We start from the raw sequence: 20,517 nt of genomic DNA on the forward strand, positions 1-20,517 counted from the left end.
AATACCGATCAGACTTTATTGTTAGCCCACAACGAGGATGAAATTTGAAATATGTACAAGAGTATGGCACTCTGATTGATGAACCAAGTAACAACGATGCTAATGTTACGACAGCTCTTGAGCTGGCATCACTTCAACTCCCCTTCCACACCCGTGGATTAATTCAAGTCTGTTTTTCTATACTTCTCATTAAGTTCAGATAAATAATATCTTGGATTCAGATTAATTCTAGTTGTACACCCAACACACAAGGAAATATTATGCTATCACTATCGAAAGCTATTGAAGCCCAAGAGACATCTCTTAGAAAAGAGATGGGGGCATTTTATGCCTTTAATAACTCTCAAATTGAAGAGGGATTAGAAATCAATCAAAAAAATGATTTCTCGGGCGACCTCAAAAAATACCAATGTATCTTAGGAAATTTATTCATACCAAAAATGAATACTAAGCAGTTTTTAAAGAAATACATACACATCACGATAGACGCGGTGAAGAAAATTAAATCCGAACATTCTGATGTAGATATTATTGAGTATGAACTTGCAAACCATGAATCTAACGAAACTGGAAGTTTTAGTAGTGCATTTGATGCCTTAGCTCCCTTTGGTTACTCAAGGCAGCAAGTCAGCAATGTGTTCGAAGACTGGTTAAGCAAAGAAGACCTATAATTGATGTTTGACGGTCGGCCTTCGGTCGACCTTTTTAACCCCCGCACAAGGAAATTAAGATGAGCATGAAATCTAATACAGACTACCGCATTATCCACATGGCAGTCGCAGTACCCAACGATACTGATCAAGAAACTATGATGGACGTGTTAACAGCGGCAATGGTTCCATTGGTGAGAACGGATTCAATTTCCGATTACTATATCAACTTGGACCATTCGAACACGGTAACAACGTCACCAAATCCTGTTGAATCTGAAGTCTTCAAGCAGTCTAAGTTGATAAATGATTTAAGTGCAGTGAGGCATGTTGTCTCTACAGAGGAACGTGGCAATCATCTATTTATTTCTGAAGAAGGCGATATTGCTTTCTATAAAAAATTAGTAGACGGTCAATACTGGACGTTTCGTTTTACTCGCGCAAGCTATCCATCTATTGATTCTAGAATTCTATATAAGTCTGCGGAACAAATGATGGACTATTTTTTCGAACAACACGATGGTTGGTTGATTCTTAAAACTCAATTCACCTTATGCGGATTGGATAAGCGCCACATTGACAGTGAATATCTCACTAAAGAGGCGGAAACCTGCATAAAAATTTAATGGTCGTCTTTCTGACCCACACACAAGGAAATATTACTATGAAACAGTTAAAGGAACTCTTCAGTTTTAAATCGCTGTTTACAGGGAGAAGCGAGCTAAATCTTAAAGTGACTAAAGTTACTATGCTCAGCAAAAATGATGCAGGACCTAGCCATGCGATGGTACGTCTAAATAACAGTAACATTGGATCTGATAAGAATAAGTTCGGACGTTTGAAGCCATTACTTATTACAAACATGGATAGTGGTTCATGGACGATTCGATATGTTCGAGGCCAAAGTAATGAAACTCAACAACTGTCCAAAAATATGGCAGCTATTGATTATGATGCTGCAGCTGAAATTGGAGTGAGCTACCGAGGCGACGTTAATATCGTTATCACTGAAGCAAAACTTATTTACTCTGTCATTTGGCTATGGACTGCGTCCAACCTAAATGTACGACTCAGTTTTCGGCTCGGCCTCCTTGGTTTCATTTTTGGAGTTCTCAGTCTGATTTAAATCTAAATTCAGCCCCCTATATTGGGGGCTTTATATTGCGTGTCAGTTACTTGAACTTTTTATGTATTCTGACATACTTAAGTTTCAAATTGATTACTTCGACACAACATCAGTAATCACCACCCAGTGGCGTGTCATTTTAACAACCTTACCCGTTATCGGGTTCTTGTTCATATTTGAACAATTTATTTTTAGTCTTTCTGACGACAACACACAAGGAACCTACTCATGAAACAATCATTAACAGTAATCCAAGCAAAAAATATTTTTCCTTCAATAATGAAGGCAATGGGCATCAACCGATTAGTTGCTGGTCAAACAACGAACAATTTCATTAAAGAGATGCAATCGGGGTGCACCCTCAAAGATTGCATCGAAAAATTGTGCAAAACCCCACAAGCTCTTCTATACATTCCGATGATTTCGGCATTCAAGGAATACTTAGGCGTCGTACTGAAATAGTACTCTCGTTATACATAAGCCAGACATAAGTTCTGGCTTTTTTTCACACAAGGGAATAAACCATGCATTATTTAAACAAAAAAGAGTTACAAGCCACTGTAGATGTACTGAGAACAGTCTTACCTACACAAGTTATTAGTTCGATATTGTTAAAGCTTGAATCCGCTATTGCTGAGGAAACAAAAGACAATGGTCTGAGAACGCTAGTCGATTGTCCTATACAAGACTACCGTTTAACAGACACCTTACCTCTACCGAAAACGGCTACAGGCATCTATAACCTTGTTGTCGAACAAGATAAGAATACCAACACCATTTACTTTAATATCAAAGACCAAAATTTGGTGCCACATTCCGATCTAATTCAATCTGGACTCAGTGGGATGATTGAAATCAGAGACGGGTTACCGGCACTCTCAGTAGGTTTCCATCCTGATGAAAATGTCTTTCATGTTCTGAGTGACACAAACTGTGAAATCGCCGTAGTACCTGAAGGTGGGTTAAACAAGCCGAATTGGTTACCTGTTGAATTTTCGGAAGTCAAACACATGGGGTTAATTTTCAATGACCCGAATGATGATGACCTTATGGAATCGAGAACTACGCTCGCCAACGAACTCTTTGGGGCGTTTAATTTTGGCCCCCAATTAGAGGTCACCGAGCAAGATATTTGGGAGATAAACGAGCAAAGTTGGAGTAAAGTCTTTACGCTTTCCTTCGATGAACCTGATCGAATTCTCCGTGGAAAATTTCATCTAGAATTCTTTGGAAATACCACTCATATCTTGTCTTATGCTGTTGATATCGATGAGGTCGATGCAAATGCCAAACGAGTCCAATTGACTAATGCGCTGGGTGAGTGTGATGGGAACCTAACCAAAATCAACTCTCTTCTTGCTTTTCATTCTCTAGAGTCTGAAAGCGAAGATTACCCTCTGACAAAATCAGAGCAGATTTTAATTAGTTCAGACGACACTATGGATTTGGTGAATGATGGTCTCATTCGCTTTACTCGCACAAGTCTTATTGATGGTACGAAGTATTTAGAAATCTATGATGAAGATAATTGTATTCATGACGACCGAAATGGAGTCATGGATAACTTCAACAACAGTCTGGCTTGCTATACCCAAATAGCGAAGAACCTTAATGGTAAACTGGGTTATGAACTGTCGTTTAACTCAACCAATCATGGGTTCAATCTAGATGCTTATGATCTAGCTGTTCTTATTCCAATGTCAGAATTCGAATGGGTTAATTCTCATGAGTCTCTTACACAGTTCTGGAAAACTTGTTCGTTTGCATCAAAGCAGGAAGTTGATGCCTGTATCAGTAAGAACTCTAACTAATTTTTAACCACACAAGGAAATAGACTATGTCTTATGTTTTAAGCGCATTTTCTCTTAACTATTGGATTAAGCCTTCAGTTTGTAATATTAAAGCTGCTTTGGCTCATGAACTGTATTGGTCGCGAGAGGAAGCAGTACAGTCAGTTTTCTCTTTTGCTATTGATCGGATTACTAACATTCATCTTGAAGCATTCAAGGAATGGCTTGTTGAAGATGACGATGCAATTGAGTCTGAATTTATCCCTGCGGTTTTAGTAACCGATGAAATTTCAGAATCATGGTCTGGTAGTTTGAATATCTCAGACAAAGAGTCGATTGTTAACTGGCTTTTTGCACTTGAACGTTATGAATGTGGAGATTCCGATTGGCAAATCATCACAATTCAGACTGAGATTGAATCGTTTGTTGGTACACGCGATGAAATGATTCAAAAACTGGCTGATACGATTAACAAACGATAACATACTAAACTGATGTTCGAGCAAGTTGAACGCTATGTTGGCTCTGATACTAGTTTAGTTGAACTACAAGCAATGTTGAATGACACTATGAACTCAGACCTTCAACAACTTAATAGTACTGACGTTTTAGATTTGCAAGATCACTAATGATTAAAGGGGCCAATTACTGGCCCCTTTTTTATTGCTTCATGTCAGTCACTATTTGTTCTAAATTATTGATGTAGTTTTTAAATGACGATTCAGAACTAGGATCAGTATCATTTGGATCAAGCTCAATTACTTTGTGGTTTGGCCAAGCTTCATGCATAAGAGGTACAATGTACTCTTTTCTCGTCACATACTCAGGGTTGCCAAGCATACCCATAACTTCAACAAGGTGCTCTTGCCCGTTGGCTTTGATCAGAAAGTCAGGTAATAAATAACATCCATCTATCCCCTGGCCTGTTAATGGTTTCTCAAGTTTGTTTCCCTCGCCTTTAAGTAGCATGTAGGCAGCTTGTTTAGCGAAGCTTCGCTCATAATTTGAATCAACAGGCATTATTCTATTATTTGAGATTATCGGCTTGATAAACACTGTGTGTGGGCGATATTTGTTCTTTTTGTTAGCTCTACACAGTGAATACAGAATTAGGAATGGACCGTTGGTGCCACCTTTCTCTGGTGAGGATTTATCTTTGACGCCTACCCCCTCTGTTATAATTCTTTGTACAAAAATAGGCGGTGCATCATCTATTGAAATAGACTTGTTAGACTTATCCTCGCGGTTCAACTTAATTTCGTTGGCTATTGCTAACACAATTGCATGTGGCCTACTATTTTCTCTCCATGTGCCAGCATCTTCTGTTCTATATAATTTCTGGCAAGCCATCTTATAGCCTCTTTCACCCCAGAATATCCATTCTTTTAAGGTGTCCCCTTCGGGGCCAAAGTTAATGCTGTCTGCGGCATTACGAATGGCTTCCAATGCACCACGACATGTACCATTGTAATAGCCATTGTTAGAGATGATGTTTTGCCCCGATTTCCTTATTAGAAATCGTGTTAGGCAAACCAATTTTGGGACTTTTATACCCGAATTTTGACGATGGTAGTGTCTAACATCCCCATTTTGTTTTGCAGTAGTGATTCCCGCAGAGGAGTCGAAGCTTCCAAAAAGAGATAGTTCGTCAAAAACTTGCTCTTGTTGAGAGATAGCCGTCAAAAGACGCTTTTTATCATGAACAATTGACCCTGAAACAACTCTGTAGTGAGGGCAGTTACGATGATGTATACCTTTGGATGCGTGACAAACAAGGCCATAATAATGAGCCTTATGCGTATAATGTTTGGTAAACATCAATGCTGGCGGTCGTATGCAATGGCACAAAAGACTCATCTGATTTTCATACATATTTTGCATCAATTCTTGCGCTGTTTTGGTACGGCGCTTATCGGGTAATAGTACAAATTTTTCAGTGCGAGTTAGTTGCCGGTGTTTAGCCCCATCAGTGAGTACCAATTCCATGTCATCATTCATAATTCACCTCAAAATTAATCTACAGGATCTTATTTGGAGATCTTAAGAGTTGTAGCAATGTCCGTTGCTTAGAATTGGCTGTTTTGATACCAGCTAAATCAAAGGCTTGCTTTAGAACTTGTTCTTGCATTACATGAACTATTTCAGGAGTTACTTGTTTCTTGTCTCTCCATCTAGTTATGTAAGACTTATTGTATTGAATATCTAATGTGTCACAAATAACTTTGACGATATCCGTATATGACATCCCTTCTTTTCGTTTTATTGCGAAATACAAATCAACAACGTCATTATGCTGCATAACTAAGGGCCTTCCATTGTTTAAAGAAACTCATAATTTTTTTTCCTAGCCAATTCCCAGTCGCAACCCAAGGCAAAGGAGCAACTCCATTACCACACATTCTATGTACTGCTGATTTATTGCCTTTTCTACTCACAAGTGGATGAATGCCAGTGGAAACATTCATTAATACTTCTGACAATTTTCTGGGAGCTCGCCTAATCCTAATATGTTCTAGGTTTGTAATTTGACGTTGTAATTGATCGTCAGTTTCGTGACCAATCATTGGGGCTCCAATTTTCGGTGATGCATAGCTAGCAATTATTGTCGCTATTTTTGTATCACAACCATGATAAACGTTATTTTTAAAATTCAACCGTTCATCTGAAACTTTGTTCTTGACGTGTTCCATTTTCTTCCAAAGTGGTGAGTCCGATTCGATTTTTTCATAGATATCTTTAAGTTCTCTATGAACTACATTTTCTGATGGAAGAATTTTTTCAAGCTCTAAAGGCGGAAATTCATGGGGTACAGCAACTACGCAAGACCGTTCCCTGTCTTCAAAGTCGCCAAAAGGGTGGCCTTTTAACAGCGTAGATTCAAATCTGTAAGAATTATTTAAAGAACGTTTGATCAGGTCATACGTTTGAGAGTTTAAGAAAGGACCAGAGCATTCAAATATTATTATGCAGGGATTCATTTTCTTTAATGCTGCAACTAGAGGTACAAAAATATGGCCCATAACGGGATGATTTAAATCTCTGTACTCAGCTTCACATAACTTTGTTGTGTTAACACAAGGATAGGAAACCTCAACAATGTCACACTCTTCAAGTGTATTCAGATCTAAGTCATTGAGGTCGACACTTGATGCTATTGCCCCTTTGCTGGCTCTTTCCCAAACTGGATTACCTTCTACATTGCATGCAAGAGTCAATTCATCACTGTCATTCGCAAAGCTCATTTCCGTATGTACGCCAGATTCACTTAAACCGGACTGAATAAAATATGTAAGCCAACCAACGCCACTGAATAGGCTGGCATAAGACACTGGTTGACCGTTCGATATCTTGTCAAAAAAACGTCCTATACATGGTTTAACATTTTGGATAGATGCGGGTAATGTTATGACTATAAATCCTTTTCTTACTGTGATAACAACGTTGTCGTATCCTTCAAAAGATTTATGCGTCTTTTTATTTCTTAACTCTAATAGAGCTCCTCGTCCTGTATCCATTATAGTATTTGTGCCATCATCGACAACTCTTACTTCAATTCTGTTTTTCGAGTATGTAGTTTCAATACTTGTACCAACCGGCATTCCCGCATCAATTAAGAGCTTACTATTTTGAATGAATATTCTGGCTCTACCGTTGCTTAAGTGTTTACATGAATATTTATGAATTCTAGTTATGAAATTGGACATCGTTGTTTACCTTTAGCTAGTAGTAATACAAAAATAGCACATAGGTGTGCTAATTGGTATACCCTACGTGTGATTGCTTCTCCCAGTTTTGTATTATTAACGGTCATAAATTGTTACATTGTGATATTCACATTATCCAAATGTTGCCTATACGAAGTGCTTCTAAAAACGCGAATTCAAAGCTTTTCATGGAAGGGCTAATGATATAGGATGTTAGCTAGAGAAGGCCACTGATAACATTACTCCATTGATGTTGTTGGTGGTCTTTTTTGCGTGTTGAGTAGAAGAATTTATAGTGACTATCATCTTCTTACAGTTAAGTGAAGTGCGTCAAACTAGATGCTGATGAATAAATGTAATGTTCGAGTTATAATATTAATCATGAATGCTACACTATTGGTATTAAAATGACGTTAAAGAAAAAATTATTGATAGCAATATCAATGCTTACTCTACCTCTAATTTCGCTTTATACAGTTACAAATGCACTCAATATAAAGGCTTCCCTTTTCTTTGAGAATCTACTTATTGGCTTTGGGTTTACACTAGCCTACTTTCTATTGTTGTTCTCTTGTAAAGTCATTACATCATTCGACAAAAAGTTTATTAAGTACATCCCGCCTCAAACTTTCAAGTACTTCTCCATTGCGGGTCTGTTCTTGTTTCAATTAATGTGTCTATTTTCATTAGGTGTTTTTCCTCTAAAGACCGAAAGTAGCCCTGATATCTTGAGTATAAAGTTATCCATCCTTCTAGGTAGCATTATGTCAATTTACTTTTATTCACACGTATTACTTACAAGAGGAAATCGCGATGTTACAACTTCCGAATCCTAAACAATTGAAAATGTCAGCAACTGCTTATTCAAAAGCATTTAACGTCAGTAAGCTTGAAGCTAGAAACTATGTACTGAAAGCATTTGAATACGTGTCATGGGAAAAACTTATTAACGAAGCTTCATCATCTGCTGAATCAGTTTGTGAAGAACTTGAGCTATTGAACGATCGTTGGCTAGTTAGATTGGCTGCAGTGTTTGGTGTCGAGTTAGACAACTCATTAAAAGAAACAATAATAGCTGGAAGTCCTTACAATACAAAGCCAAAAACAATCAAATACACAGCTTATGAGGAAGATACAAACTACATTGGTTTAGAGCATGACGACACTAAGAAGATATTAAAATATATTTGCGAACGAGAAGGTAATGTTACACCAGAGCAAGCTAATTTTTTAAAAACTCTTAACCAAGAAGAGATTAATGATTCTATCAAACTGTCGTTACCAATTCATACTGACAATCACGTTATTTTTCTTAGAGAATATCTCGGCTGGAATATCAAAACGGATGTATCACAGAATGATAAGGTAAACGGGTACGTCGGCACCATAACTGATTGCCATAGTAATCCTAGGCCATTATTTATCTTTGGTCTTAACTATAGACCTGGCTACAAAAACCGAATTTTTGATAAGTTAATGGAAGACTTTGCATCAAAAGCTAAAATGGTAAAACAAGAACCTATAATTATTTTTGACAGGGCATATTCTAAAGTTACTCACGAAGGACAATTCAGTGTAATAGGTTGCCATTATTCTCAGGATAAGTGGTACTGGCTTCTATTGAATGTCTTAGACCCCACGGAACAAGTTCAAGCTTTCGGTAATTTGATCGAACATAAATCAAAAAATTGTTTTAGACTGATGCAATTGATAGAAGAAATGCAGATACCATTTTTAAAAAACGATTTAGGCTTAACTTTAGATCAAATCTATCATGGTATGGTGACTAGTACAGAGTATACACAACCAAATTCATCTGAAGGCGTTTTAGAAGTAAAGCATGAACGCGTTTTGCAGTACGAAGAAGGTTGGTATCGATTCGACTTATGACTTATTTTCAATACACCATACAGTTAATCAACAAATTTATAGAGTGCACTATTGGTTTGGATTAAACTTTGTAGCATGGGCACTCCCTAGAAACAAAAACACACAATTGCAATGGACAGGAATTGATCTTTATGAGTAATCATAGCCTTATTAATACTCTCTTAAATGAAAGAACTTGCCTTAAACTTTTAGAATCCATACCACTCAATGATCTAAAGGTAGTACTCACTCATGTTGAAAGTGTTTATGCTAAAAAAAGTGCAGAGGCTTTAGAAGAAGAAAAACAAAAAGAAATGCATTTAAAAAAAATGGAAAATCTACTAGCTGAAATGGAAGAGGCAGGAATCGATGTCAGCGAGTTGGTAAACTTAGAAGAACGCACTAGAAAAGAAAAGAACAGACGCCCTCCTCGTCCACCCAAGTACAAATACACTACTTCAGAAGGTGAAGAAAAAACATGGACAGGCCAAGGTCGAACACCGAGAGCTATTCAAGAGAAAATAGATAACGGCTTAAAACTGAAAGATTTCCTCATTTAAATGTTAATCGTCAATGAAGAACCTCTCTTTATTAACGGCTTGCCACTGGTCTCAATACTTTAAATAGTAAGCAAATTACTATAAGTACGTAAATTCCTTGTTAAACGTGTTTTCAATACTTCCCTAGTACAGCATTGAAAACACTCTGATAGAACTACGATCGTAGGTTCTTACATGTATTTTCCATTTCTATTAAATAGATTGATCTACGAAATATTAGTCACTTACAACCATTACAATCAAATTCCTACAAATCGATATCTATACAATGGAGAAAATTGAACTTTATGGTGGCGTTCGTGTAACTGAACGACGACCAGTGCGAAGAAAAAAAGAAAATACTCATATCCTGTAATTTCCATGCTAAAGGCAAGCAGGAAGACCTTTCGACAATAGGCTTGTAACCTCAACAAGGTATTTATTTAGTATCTAAATACGATTGAAGCATTGAAACTTAATGTATACCTTACAAGTAATCTCCGTGATTTATCAAAAAACCTTTTCAAGTGCTAATCCAAGTTGAATACAATTCAAAAAAGATCCTCCTGCAGTTCATTATTGATCACGATCTCAAACCTAGTAAATAAAATCGATGATAACCTATGCCCAACATGTGGTTAACCTGTAAGTAAACTGTGTTTAAGTTGTGCATAGGTGAGGTGTCTTTAACATGTATTTTCCACGGTACTAACAAGTAATTTGCTTGTTTCTGATGATCATGCTTCCGTGGGCACCTTGATCCATGTTTCCATACTCTAACAAGTATTTTACTCATTCTAACTACAAGGTTTAACAGTTTTAAAGGGCTTGAGGCCTAATCTCAATCTTTTAAAAATCATTGATCATTAGATCAAACAACCAAGAAAACCATTAAAGATCTTAATAGATTTAACTCGACGGAAATTATCAAATGATAGGAAAAAGAAAATACTAGATCATCGTGAAAAACTTGCTACTATGGCTTAAAGTAACTATGTTCAGAGAAATGGATTTTGAAAACATACACATCAACAATTTTACTGCTTGATGACTGTTCTGCGTACGCTATTACTCAAATAGCCGAAGACGTCAAAACTCGCAGCATTAAGATGATTCTGAACACAATTCTAGTGGCATACAAACTCCATTCAAGAACAGAAATTGAACTCAAAGAAGTTGCCAAAAATTCCGAAATGTCTATAGCTTCAGTTCGTAAAGCTTTTAAAATGATTGAATCAATAGGTGGAGTTGAAATTGAACAAGCTTCACCGACTTACTTAACGAATAATCGTAATGTTAAGTTAATCAAGTTTCCTGATTTATCTTCAATAGAAATGATGCCCAAACCATCAAGTGATGGTGTTAATGTTAAAGGGTCATCATCAAGAACTCTTATCATTAAGTCTTATGAGAAAGAGAATATTTACATCCCAGATGATTACAGAAGCAATAAGAATGAATTTGGTACACAAATGCCAATGACACATTCAGATTCTTCACTAATTGCTTTTGGAAATACAATAGAAAAATCAAAACTTTATAGAAACCCTATATCACGTCAAAATAATTTAGTACAATCAACAAGCGGAATTATTAATGAATTTGATGTGTCTATTATTGATTTGTTGTTTCAGAAAACCGTAACTTACTTCTCAACCCTTCCCGAAGACCGTTTCAACCGTATGGATTCAACCATCCGAGTACCATTTTTTATTGAAGACCTACTTAAGGAAAAATCTTTACCAGATGTGACTGAAAATAGGATGGCTATTTCAGAATCAATCATTAGAATCTGGAATTCCCAGTACCAAGTACATGATCAATATTTTTCAAGGTACTCTGAATCTACAGCTCAAGAACATTTTCAATATTTTGCTGGTTTTAGAGGACTTTCTGCTAATGCAGAAGAGCCCTTAATTGATGAGAACGGAAAGTTAAGCCGTCCGTATGTTAGTGTAAATGTCAATTGGAACCCTGATATTTTTCGCTATATAAAAAATCATTCGTACTACATAGTCCAGAATGTGAGCGTTAATAAATTCCCTACAACACTTTATACATTTTATCGAAAACTTAGATTTTTGATGATGAGCAAGCAACTTAGGCCTATTTGTCAAGCATCTGAAACATTATTAGATATTGTAACCGTCCTTTGGAGTTCAGAAAGTACACAAACACAATTCAAAATATGCACACGGTTTATTTCAGATATACATAAATCATTTAAAAGACCTCCGAATTTGGAGTTTATTACTATGTCTGATGTTCAAGGTGATGATAGGGCCAAGGTGGCTGATTTGAACCTGGGTGGTTTTCATTTCACGATCAAAATTCCACATCCTGATCGCCCTGAAAATGCAGCAAACAGAAAGTCAGAGATATTTATGGAATACTCAGAGCGAGAGGTAATCGAACATTCAGGTGCTAAGTATACTGTTTCCTCAGGAGTGAAATGTTCCGGAACACTACCGAACCCTCTTATTTATAAGAGAAAACTAATTTTAAACACACTAAAAAGGTACTCGAAGTTCAGAGAAATCGCATTTGGGGAAATTAACAGTGAGTATTATATGGATTTTACTGTTGATGGCCATTATTACATACTCACTCGTTACGCTACAGATGCTGAGTTAGAAAAGATATATCTTCATGTTACCGACTGGCTTGATGCAGAGTATGAAATCGTATATTTGTATTTTGAAGAGCAACTTGGTCGACTTAAAAACTTACCATGGATTACATTGGAAACACTAAACTCAATTTCAACTGAATACTTCATCGAACGCAATAGAATCATTGAATTCGTTTGTCAAAATATCCGCTCTATGAAACGCATCCAACGTGATGGTTACGTTGAATTGATTTCGAGACTTAGTACAAGCACTTAGTCGGGTTTATTTAGGACCTCACACCTTTACTTATACTAGGTAAAAAATAGCATGTATCATTCTAAATCACTTACCCCTATTGACCATTTGTAAGGTATTGATAATTATATAAAAATTATCACCCCACCATAAAGAGCATTATTTGAATTTCTAAAAAATCTTATACTTAACTAATTTTAACTTATTTCGTGATCTAATCGGATATATTTGTGTCGATAAAAATTTATTTTTTATTTATTATAAGTTCTCATTACTGGGTATGGGCAATTTTATGAATAAAATGTGTGGTTCTTTAGTTGATTTACTAGGATCTGATTACAAATCTATTGAAAAATTTTGTCCACTTGCTGTTGGTATAGATGACGAACTCAGCATACTTGTTGCTAAATTAGGTTTTTCACCAAAACAAACCCAGTCCATTATTGATCAACATTTTAGATCTATAGAATATGCTAGTTCTATTATCAACGCTCCTGAAGGTGCCCCCCGTTACGAACTAAACGGTGAAGTCTCTTCAAGCGTTGTTGAGATATGGCATAGAACACCTTACCTTGATTTCCTTTTTAAGGATGCCTGTTCAACTGCACAACTTAATAAATCTGGCCTTACAAGGTATAGAGCTTATGAAAAATCAATAATGAAGCAACAATTTGATAAGGATAATCGTGCAAGAATTTTATTACGTTACGGTTATAATGATCAAAGTATCATTAAAAATGCAGGAACGATCGCATTAAGAAATGTGAATGCCTCCAAAAGTAAATTTGTCCCTTGCTACCCCACCCCTCAAAGACTTATGGAATCTGAGTCTTATAGAGAAAATTATCAATCTCTCACATCTAAGCAGAAAAAGTCTTTTATAGATAGCGTTATTGACTCTAACCATGCTAGATGTATGGAACTGATTACTGGATACGATCAAGAACGATTAGGTGCAATCTTACTAAATAAATTGATTATGACGTGACATCGTTTCATTGATTCTTCTATCAACCAAAAACGCCGCTACTTTTTTCTGCTATTTTCTTAAAATACCCCTCTCCTCCTTTTAGTATTAAGAAATTATTAATTTCTAATAAGTTGCTCATGGCAGATAAAGAAAATCTATTCAGACCAGCCGTTGAACGCAATAACGCTTGTGCTCTTGCAGCAGCTAGCCTTGTTCTTTGGACCACACCATGGATGATCCCAACTAATGTTGCACATAGTTTTGCTATTGTTACTGGTATTTTAGCTATTAGAGAATATCGTTCAGCTAAAAGGGTGATTGATTTTCAAAAGTACATTAGGAACCCGAGAAAGTATGTAATTAACCCTAGAGAGATACCAAAAAATGATAGTTACCTTTGGTTAGGTTTAGGCTTTCAATGGAAAACTGAGCATACACAGCGCTTATACGATTCTAGAAATGAGCCGTTCTATACAAGTGACACCCCTACTTATACATGGTTTCGTCAAAATGAAGTAAAGGCCGGTTATAAACAACATTTAAGAATGGGAGAACAAATTAAGCTTCCATTTAGAAAAGTTGTTGCTAGATATTCTGAATCAAATTCTGCAGTTAATTTCTGGAAGAAAAATCCTGACTTGGGTGGCTACTCTGCCATTCATGGAATAGAACCTGATGAAGTAGATTGCTTACAAGATATAGGCGAAAGAAATGGGCACACTTTGTGTATAGGAACTACTCGTGTGGGTAAGACCCGTACAGCTGAGATGCTAATAGCTCAAGATATTGCTCGGAGAGGAAAAGATGGTGATTTTGAGGCTGCGGTTGCAATTTTTGACCCTAAAGGTGATGGAGACTTATTGGCTAGAGCTCAGATTGAAGCACTGAGGAACAATAGGCAATTCTACATGATTCACCTCGGCTTTCCTGATATTAGTGCGAGATATAACGGTGTGGCCGATTTTAACCGAGTTTCGGAATGTGCTACACGTACGGCTGGCCAGCTAGATGGTAGTGGAGATGGGGCTGCTTTTAAAGAGTTTGTATGGCGATTTATAAATATCATTTCTCAAGCATTGTTCTCAATGGGAGAAACTGTAAGCTTTGACAAAATTAATCAATACATACAGCACATGGAGCTTCTTTTCATCCGCTTAGCAGAGGACATATTTAGACAATTTGAATCAAAAATTGACTACCTGGATAACTGGGAACTTGATATTGAAATGCTTTCAAAATCAGAGAAAGCATCACCCCATGACCGCGCTCTCTCTGCCTTGAGTGCAAAGGGCCTAGCGATTTACAAATATTTGGAAAAAAATCATACGTTATATGATGATTTGCAGAAGCCTACTTTATCATCGAACCTTAGAAATCTATTGCATTGCGTTACTCACTATGACAGTACCTATTTTTCTAAAATCACAGCATCTTTATTACCACTGCTTGAAAAACTATGTTCAGGAAGAGTATCAGAATTGATTGCTCCGGATTATGAAGACTTGGATGATCCACGTCCGATAATCACATGGCCTAAAATCCTACGTGAAAAAGCAGTAATCTACATTGGACTCGATGCAATGCAAGATACAGCTGTTGCTACCGCAGTTGGTAATACATTATTTGCAGATTTATTAAGCACGAGTGGTCAAATCTATAAATTTGGAGATAAATTTGGAATTATTGACGCTGACCACGACCAAGTGACCTCAATTTATGTTCACGCAGATGAATTTAATGAGTTAGTTGGAGATGAATTTTTGCCTTTATGCAATAAGGCTGGCGGATCAGGCGTAAAATTAGTTTGTTACACTCAAAGTAGATTCGATCTAGATGTCAAAGTCGGTTCAGATAAATCTGAAGTCATATTATCTAATTTTAACACTCTGATTATGATGAGGGTCAAAACCAAAAACACTGCTGCTGTGCTTACAGAGCAACTGGAAGAGGTTCGCGTTAGAGATGTTCTAGAGGTATCCGGAACCACCACTACTCTTGACGGTGATTTCACTGCTAAGAATGAAGATAGAACTTCTACCACACCAGTCCCGATGATTGCAGAAAATGAAATAATGAGCCTTCCTAAGGGACAAGCTTTTGTGCTGCTGAATGGAAACAAGTTACTAAAAGTAAGATTCCCTATGCTGGAAGATGATAAAAATTGTCCATTCGCTGCTAAGAAACAGTCGCAAATAGTTAAACTAATGAAGGAGAAATATGACAGAGGCATGGTTGTTGATGAATGGTGGAAGTCATCTAACGATGAAGATTGGAGATCTGGATTTACTGATAGATCTGCCAACTTTGAATGGAAAGGTGAGGCAGCATAGACATGAGACCAAACAAAAAATCAAGCGACAACAATAAAAATGATGACAAAGAACCTTCACGCTTAGGAAAAGTTATTAGCTTTATGATAGTAACTTTACTTTGTTCAATTCTTGCAGAAATTATATTCATTACGTTTGTCTACCCCGAGTTAGGTGCTAAAAGTGCTATTAATGTCTATCTGCTAGAACAGTCATGGATAGAAAAAGATTATGACCGAGGAATTAGTGTACTTGGCGGAATAAGTCCTTACCAGATTCTGAATCTTAGCTCTGAATGGCTTAACAAAACAATCCTGACAATCATTATTCCCAAATTGGGAGAACAAAACTTTGGCATGCAAAATGGTAATTATTTTAGTCTATTTGATGACTACATTATAGCTACAGGTGTAGTTATCTGTATCACTATCTATAGAGCTGTCATCCTTTTATTGTCACTTCCTGTGTACGGACTAGCTTTTTTTATTGGCTTCACATACGGAGTCACTCGGCGCGAACTTAGGAAATTCAACGTAGGAAGAGAAACATCTCGTGTGCACTACTTAGCTAAGTCTCTTATCCTCCCCAGTTTATATGTGCCATGGTTTGTCTATTTGTCAATTCCTTACGCTGTTCCCGCAGCTGTTGTGGTAGTTCCTACTGCATTATTCATAGTGGTTGCAGTTAGATATACCGCTGAGTATTTTGAAAAAGTCTTCTAGATATTAATAAGGCATTAAAATGAAAATTCTGAATCAGGTATTAATACTAGTAATTAATTTCTTCCCTCTATTAATGCCTAGTGCATCTGCTAAGACATTAACTCAAATTGATTTATTATCATATCAACTCTCATATTTAGAGGATAATAATTTCGATGTGTCACCGGCATATCCATTTGTTGCTGGGGTTCTTGTAGCACCATACATCTCAAACTTAGTCACTCCTTGTGTTAGTGAAGGCTATACATATTGTGTTCAAGTCGCCCCTGGTAATCAAGAGTTAATATCTATAGGAAAATCAGCAAGTAATTATTTGACTGGTAGTCCTATAAATACTTCCTATTTACAGGTTCAAACATTTGAATTTGGGGATAAGGGCCTAAGAATCGGAGACAAAGACATTGCAAGAATGATAATTCATGATGTTCCTTTTGTTGTTGATATCGTTTTCAACCAAAATTATTCTCTTCCATTATCATTACAGAAATTAGGATTTAGCCTTGCTCCTGACCTTACAAATGTCAACTTTCCAGCAACGAAACTGACTAAAGGAAATGTAGTGGTAGAGTATTCATTAGATTGGAACCGGAAAGAAGTCATCGTTGAGAATTTCATTTTAGACTTCGAAGAACCTGAAATAGCTGATTATGATAGCCCCTCATCTTCCGATAATGAATATATTGAATCTTTGATTCAAAAACATGATCTTGAAGCTATTCAATACAACTTAAAAAGAACCTATATTCCCCCCTTACCCTTTGACTATGTTAATGATTTGATTTCTTCAAGAAATTGGAAAGAAGCATTGAGTCAGATTAAAAAGATCCCACTTAACGTCCAAATCGATAATGTTAGTGAATATCAACAAAAATTGTTCAAAATTGTTGAAATTGGCAGTGAAGAGTTTCTGAACCAACAAGATTCAATAGATGAAATTATAGGAATAGATAACCTAAATGTTATCGACACAGCTAGTGTTGGCTTAAGTCTTATCCCTTCATCATACACAAGGGCAAAACGGTTTGTTGAATCAGTACGTTACAATCAATTTGTTTCTTTATTGCCTGAGTCAAATATAGATCTTCTTCGTGGTGGAGATGTACTGATAAAGCCTTTAGATGCAAGGCAAGAGTACATAGAGGTAAGATCATATTCGAATCGGAAATTTAAAATTTCAATGGCTTCAATTAATGACCTGAATGGTCGGTTATCTATTGATATAATTGAAAGTTTTACTAACGGTCAAGATTTTCTGATTAATTCAAAAGGTAGTCAATGATGAAATTTAATACTAAGTTAGTTCGGTCTGCCCAGTACCTTCTATTATTGTCTTCCCTGGTGATGTTTGTTATGGCAAACCTTAATGCTAAGGCACATTCAGATTTTAGAGAGTTTCTTTCCAAAAGGTCAGAATCTGTAGTGCCACGTATAGCTTATACTTATGATTCCATGGTAGTTGGAAATTATTCATTTACAGGAATTTTCGCTGCTGAATCAGGAGTTCATAATAGTTCGTTTATTTTATCTTTACGGTCAAATGGAACTCTATTTTCGCAGGGCTTTATTGGACCCTATTATTTTGAAAATTTTGGGAAATGGTATTTCGATGATTCCGGAAGCATTTCTAAAATCTATCTACACCCAATTTCTGGATCTGGTATGCAGTTACCATTTTATGGTTTAGGAAAACACTTGAAAGATGGGGATTCTTCAATTGAGATTGGAGGCTTCAATTTGATACAAACCGTTGGCCAGAAGAGATTAGTACCTAACGACTATCATTATTCAGTCTGGCGAGATCCTAGGCTTATCATCTCTCTGCTTTGTTTGATAGCCTTTGGGGCTTTACAATTACGCCACAAGGAACAGAGCAAAAAGCATTAGGGTATTTATCTAGTATTTCTACAAGAACAGTCAATATTGATAGATTTTTGAAAGGGCTGATTGCGCTTGAGAATGATGTATTGGGAAATGTTTTTCTAACTAACTTTAGATCATCGTAAAGAACTGTATAAGTTCTGATGTACTTGATTAACGTCTTATAACGGCCATTATAGCTAACATCCACTATTAGTTTATTTTTCGAAATATCTTCTATAAGGTTCAGCATAGAGAAGTTTAGCTCAGAAATTTCTCTATGCATCCATAATAAATGAACAAAGATTTTGTTGTTTCTTCGATGAATATCTTTTTTTGGCGTGACGGTTGTTCTCAGATAAATGTGTTCTAAAAAGAACTCTTTAGGATTATTATCAGTTATTTCTCGGATACAAGAAATAACTGCATGACTAGAATTATAAAGAAGCACTTCGTAATCAGCTCTAAACGAATATGCATTGATTCCATAATATTTTAGTACTTCTAGGGCTAGTCTGTATCTAAATATTTTTTTGATTTTTCTAACTAATCTGTCTTTTTCGCTTCTTTCCAGATGTTTGCTGTTATTCAAGATCTTCTGTTGGATTTCAGTCTTTAACAAGTCAGTCTTTGCTAGAGCCAATATGACTTCCTCGCAATTGGTTTTGTTCTTGTTTTTCTCTTTGAGCTCTAATAGTAAGTTTTTCAATGTTAACTACTTATCTGTTATCCGATAGTCGCATTTTATTGGTTTTATGTCAGCGTATGAAGTTATTACCGATTCTTTGTAGCGGCGTTTTGCCTCATTTTTATATTTATCATCGCCGCATATATTTTCGGATTATTGTGCGTATATTCAGTAGCTCTGCCAGTAGTATGTACATACACCTTCTACTGTGAGAACAATTATGCGTACTTTACGGAATGTACTGTTAGTTACATTAATAACAAATTCATCTCTTGCTTTTTCATCTAATGAATTAGGAGATCTAATCTTTGGTGCTGAAGTTGGTTATTCAAGCATAAATGATCAATGTTCAATATCATGCGATGCTAGTAGCCCTAGTATGGGGCTTTTGCTTGGTTATCAGTTATCGGATTTGGTGGCAATTGAAGGAACATATTTGAATGAACCTTCATATAAACTTGATGGTAATTCAGTATCATCTCAGACAGGATTGTTTGGTTTAAGATTTTCTCAACCCTTAGGTGATGAGATTTATGGATTTGTTTCGCCAGGCATTTATTTCACTGATATGAAGATTCATAATGCAGATTTAAATTCTAATTCATATAGCAGTGGTTATATAGAAGCTGGACTTGGAACTACTCTGAGTAAAAATCTTTCGATTGAAGGGAAATATAGATATAGGGCAAGAGATGATATTTCTGGATTTGGTGATTCTGATAATTCATCCTTTTCTATAGCTCTAAGGTACACTTTTGGTAATGATATTGAAGATTCAAGGCAGTTGATCAGTGAAAATCATAGTAAAGGTGTTCATGGTAACAATAGCAATGTTTTGTATGCCTACAACAACGATCCATCTGAAGAGAAGATTGTTGTAGAGCAATTTTCTTTTTCAGAATCTAATGTTGATGGTCTATTTTTTGATACTGGAAAATCTACAGTCATTGATAGTGACTCTTTCATTAAGAAAATATCACAATTTGACCCTAAATCAGTTAAGAAAGTAATTGTCGTTGGTCATACAGATAATATTGGCACTAGCAAAGATAACCTTACACTAAGCAAAGAACGAGCGGCCTCTGTTCGAGATCTGTTACTCAAGATGAATTTTCTTGATTCGCAGATTGAGATATATGGTGTTGGTCAAGATCACCCAATTGCAAGTAATGCTTCAGATAGTGGACGTTCAGAAAATCGCAGAGTTGATTTAACTATGTATATCTATGATTAGGATGATTTGACAGTGAATATACAAATTTAAGGCTCCCGTTGGAGCCTTTTTTATATTAATTAGTCATTTTTAATTTACCATTATGTTCCAATTTGACTTCAATTATAGTGCCCCCGCTATCTTAAGAGATGACACCGTATTGATATAATATTTATTTTCCTTGTTTACCCGATGGGTAAAAATCAAATCGGA

Annotated in this window: 19 protein-coding genes; 15 read left to right on the forward strand and 4 right to left on the reverse strand. The window is 36.2% G+C overall.

Going from position 1 to position 20,517, the window contains the following annotated elements; all coding sequences use genetic code 11:
• The first annotated feature begins 260 nt into the window (after window positions 1–260).
• From A1QO_RS08275 to A1QO_RS08300, 6 genes are all read left to right on the forward strand, one after another.
• Window positions 261–671 carry a DUF7659 family protein gene (locus A1QO_RS08275; protein WP_017041563.1) on the forward strand — a complete coding sequence of 137 codons (411 nt, stop codon included), beginning with the start codon at window positions 261–263 and terminating at the stop codon, window positions 669–671.
• A 59-nt stretch (window positions 672–730) separates the two neighbouring features.
• Window positions 731–1,276, forward strand: a complete 546-nt coding sequence (locus A1QO_RS08280) for a hypothetical protein (RefSeq protein ID WP_017041564.1) — start codon at window positions 731–733, stop codon at window positions 1,274–1,276.
• Window positions 1,277–1,314: 38 nt separating this feature from the next.
• Entirely contained in the window at window positions 1,315–1,776 is a 462-nt protein-coding gene (locus A1QO_RS08285) for a hypothetical protein (protein ID WP_017041565.1), read from the forward strand.
• Window positions 1,777–2,004: 228 nt separating this feature from the next.
• Window positions 2,005–2,238 carry a hypothetical protein gene (locus A1QO_RS08290; protein WP_017041566.1) on the forward strand — a complete coding sequence of 78 codons (234 nt, stop codon included), beginning with the start codon at window positions 2,005–2,007 and terminating at the stop codon, window positions 2,236–2,238.
• Window positions 2,239–2,300: 62 nt separating this feature from the next.
• Complete coding sequence (locus A1QO_RS08295) at window positions 2,301–3,587, forward strand: hypothetical protein (protein ID WP_017041567.1); 1,287 nt, start codon at window positions 2,301–2,303, stop codon at window positions 3,585–3,587.
• A 26-nt stretch (window positions 3,588–3,613) separates the two neighbouring features.
• Window positions 3,614–4,048, forward strand: a complete 435-nt coding sequence (locus A1QO_RS08300; protein ID WP_017041568.1) for a hypothetical protein — start codon at window positions 3,614–3,616, stop codon at window positions 4,046–4,048.
• Between the two features lie 178 nt (window positions 4,049–4,226).
• Here A1QO_RS08300 and A1QO_RS08305 read toward each other — a convergent pair whose 3' ends face one another.
• The 3 genes from A1QO_RS08305 to A1QO_RS08315 are packed head-to-tail and all read right to left on the reverse strand — an operon-like array spanning window position 4,227 to window position 7,270.
• On the reverse strand, window positions 4,227–5,564 hold the full coding sequence (locus A1QO_RS08305; RefSeq protein WP_017041570.1) for a hypothetical protein: 1,338 nt from the start codon (window positions 5,562–5,564) through the stop codon (window positions 4,227–4,229).
• 19 nt (window positions 5,565–5,583) lie between these two features.
• On the reverse strand, window positions 5,584–5,865 hold the full coding sequence (locus A1QO_RS08310; RefSeq protein ID WP_017041571.1) for a hypothetical protein: 282 nt from the start codon (window positions 5,863–5,865) through the stop codon (window positions 5,584–5,586).
• Window positions 5,855–7,270 (reverse strand): DNA cytosine methyltransferase, encoded by a 1,416-nt coding sequence (locus tag A1QO_RS08315; RefSeq protein WP_017041572.1) that lies wholly within the window; start codon window positions 7,268–7,270, stop codon window positions 5,855–5,857. The genes A1QO_RS08310 and A1QO_RS08315 overlap by 11 nt, the downstream gene beginning before the upstream one ends.
• 813 nt (window positions 7,271–8,083) lie before the next feature.
• Here A1QO_RS08315 and A1QO_RS08325 point away from each other — a divergent pair.
• From A1QO_RS08325 to A1QO_RS20275, 8 genes are all read left to right on the forward strand, one after another.
• Window positions 8,084–9,160 (forward strand): hypothetical protein, encoded by a 1,077-nt coding sequence (locus A1QO_RS08325; RefSeq protein WP_017041574.1) that lies wholly within the window; start codon window positions 8,084–8,086, stop codon window positions 9,158–9,160.
• Between the two features lie 131 nt (window positions 9,161–9,291).
• On the forward strand, window positions 9,292–9,699 hold the full coding sequence (locus A1QO_RS08330) for an H-NS family nucleoid-associated regulatory protein (RefSeq protein WP_017041575.1): 408 nt from the start codon (window positions 9,292–9,294) through the stop codon (window positions 9,697–9,699).
• A gap of 992 nt (window positions 9,700–10,691) precedes the next feature.
• Window positions 10,692–12,566 (forward strand): replication initiator protein RctB domain-containing protein, encoded by a 1,875-nt coding sequence (locus tag A1QO_RS08335; RefSeq protein WP_017041576.1) that lies wholly within the window; start codon window positions 10,692–10,694, stop codon window positions 12,564–12,566.
• 271 nt (window positions 12,567–12,837) lie between these two features.
• Complete coding sequence (locus tag A1QO_RS08340) at window positions 12,838–13,533, forward strand: ProQ/FINO family protein (RefSeq protein ID WP_026027081.1); 696 nt, start codon at window positions 12,838–12,840, stop codon at window positions 13,531–13,533.
• A gap of 119 nt (window positions 13,534–13,652) precedes the next feature.
• Window positions 13,653–15,845: a type IV conjugative transfer system coupling protein TraD gene (gene traD / locus A1QO_RS08345; protein ID WP_017041578.1), complete on the forward strand. Its 2,193-nt coding sequence runs from the start codon at window positions 13,653–13,655 to the stop codon at window positions 15,843–15,845.
• A gap of 2 nt (window positions 15,846–15,847) precedes the next feature.
• Window positions 15,848–16,546, forward strand: a complete 699-nt coding sequence (locus A1QO_RS08350; protein WP_017041579.1) for a DUF4400 domain-containing protein — start codon at window positions 15,848–15,850, stop codon at window positions 16,544–16,546.
• Window positions 16,547–16,565: 19 nt separating this feature from the next.
• Window positions 16,566–17,825 carry a hypothetical protein gene (locus tag A1QO_RS08355; RefSeq protein ID WP_017041580.1) on the forward strand — a complete coding sequence of 420 codons (1,260 nt, stop codon included), beginning with the start codon at window positions 16,566–16,568 and terminating at the stop codon, window positions 17,823–17,825.
• Window positions 17,822–18,430 carry a hypothetical protein gene (locus A1QO_RS20275; protein WP_141707125.1) on the forward strand — a complete coding sequence of 203 codons (609 nt, stop codon included), beginning with the start codon at window positions 17,822–17,824 and terminating at the stop codon, window positions 18,428–18,430. Before A1QO_RS08355 ends, A1QO_RS20275 begins: the two co-directional genes overlap by 4 nt.
• Here the strand turns inward: A1QO_RS20275 and A1QO_RS08360 are convergent.
• Window positions 18,357–19,046: a hypothetical protein gene (locus A1QO_RS08360; RefSeq protein WP_141707126.1), complete on the reverse strand. Its 690-nt coding sequence runs from the start codon at window positions 19,044–19,046 to the stop codon at window positions 18,357–18,359. The two genes, A1QO_RS20275 and A1QO_RS08360, sit on opposite strands and share 74 nt — an antisense overlap.
• 265 nt (window positions 19,047–19,311) lie before the next feature.
• Here A1QO_RS08360 and A1QO_RS08365 point away from each other — a divergent pair, with 265 nt between their 5' ends.
• Window positions 19,312–20,325 (forward strand): OmpA family protein, encoded by a 1,014-nt coding sequence (locus tag A1QO_RS08365; protein WP_017041582.1) that lies wholly within the window; start codon window positions 19,312–19,314, stop codon window positions 20,323–20,325.
• Window positions 20,326–20,517 lie beyond the last annotated feature (192 nt).

Source organism: Vibrio genomosp. F10 str. ZF-129 (assembly GCF_000287055.2).
Taxonomy (GTDB): Bacteria; Pseudomonadota; Gammaproteobacteria; order Enterobacterales; family Vibrionaceae; genus Vibrio.

Coding starts and splice junctions, on each gene's coding strand:
- A1QO_RS08300 (WP_017041568.1), top strand. CDS start 3,614: ATGTCTTATGTTTTAAGCGCATTTTCTCTTAACTATTGGATTAAGCCT.
- A1QO_RS08350 (WP_017041579.1), top strand. CDS start 15,848: ATGAGACCAAACAAAAAATCAAGCGACAACAATAAAAATGATGACAAA.
- A1QO_RS08340 (WP_026027081.1), top strand. CDS start 12,838: ATGAATAAAATGTGTGGTTCTTTAGTTGATTTACTAGGATCTGATTAC.
- A1QO_RS08355 (WP_017041580.1), top strand. CDS start 16,566: ATGAAAATTCTGAATCAGGTATTAATACTAGTAATTAATTTCTTCCCT.
- A1QO_RS08275 (WP_017041563.1), top strand. CDS start 261: ATGCTATCACTATCGAAAGCTATTGAAGCCCAAGAGACATCTCTTAGA.
- A1QO_RS08310 (WP_017041571.1), bottom strand. CDS start 5,865: ATGCAGCATAATGACGTTGTTGATTTGTATTTCGCAATAAAACGAAAA.
- A1QO_RS08315 (WP_017041572.1), bottom strand. CDS start 7,270: ATGTCCAATTTCATAACTAGAATTCATAAATATTCATGTAAACACTTA.
- A1QO_RS08305 (WP_017041570.1), bottom strand. CDS start 5,564: ATGAATGATGACATGGAATTGGTACTCACTGATGGGGCTAAACACCGG.
- A1QO_RS08325 (WP_017041574.1), top strand. CDS start 8,084: ATGTTACAACTTCCGAATCCTAAACAATTGAAAATGTCAGCAACTGCT.
- A1QO_RS08365 (WP_017041582.1), top strand. CDS start 19,312: ATGCGTACTTTACGGAATGTACTGTTAGTTACATTAATAACAAATTCA.
- A1QO_RS08330 (WP_017041575.1), top strand. CDS start 9,292: ATGAGTAATCATAGCCTTATTAATACTCTCTTAAATGAAAGAACTTGC.
- A1QO_RS08290 (WP_017041566.1), top strand. CDS start 2,005: ATGAAACAATCATTAACAGTAATCCAAGCAAAAAATATTTTTCCTTCA.
- A1QO_RS08280 (WP_017041564.1), top strand. CDS start 731: ATGAGCATGAAATCTAATACAGACTACCGCATTATCCACATGGCAGTC.
- A1QO_RS20275 (WP_141707125.1), top strand. CDS start 17,822: ATGATGAAATTTAATACTAAGTTAGTTCGGTCTGCCCAGTACCTTCTA.
- traD (WP_017041578.1), top strand. CDS start 13,653: ATGGCAGATAAAGAAAATCTATTCAGACCAGCCGTTGAACGCAATAAC.
- A1QO_RS08295 (WP_017041567.1), top strand. CDS start 2,301: ATGCATTATTTAAACAAAAAAGAGTTACAAGCCACTGTAGATGTACTG.
- A1QO_RS08285 (WP_017041565.1), top strand. CDS start 1,315: ATGAAACAGTTAAAGGAACTCTTCAGTTTTAAATCGCTGTTTACAGGG.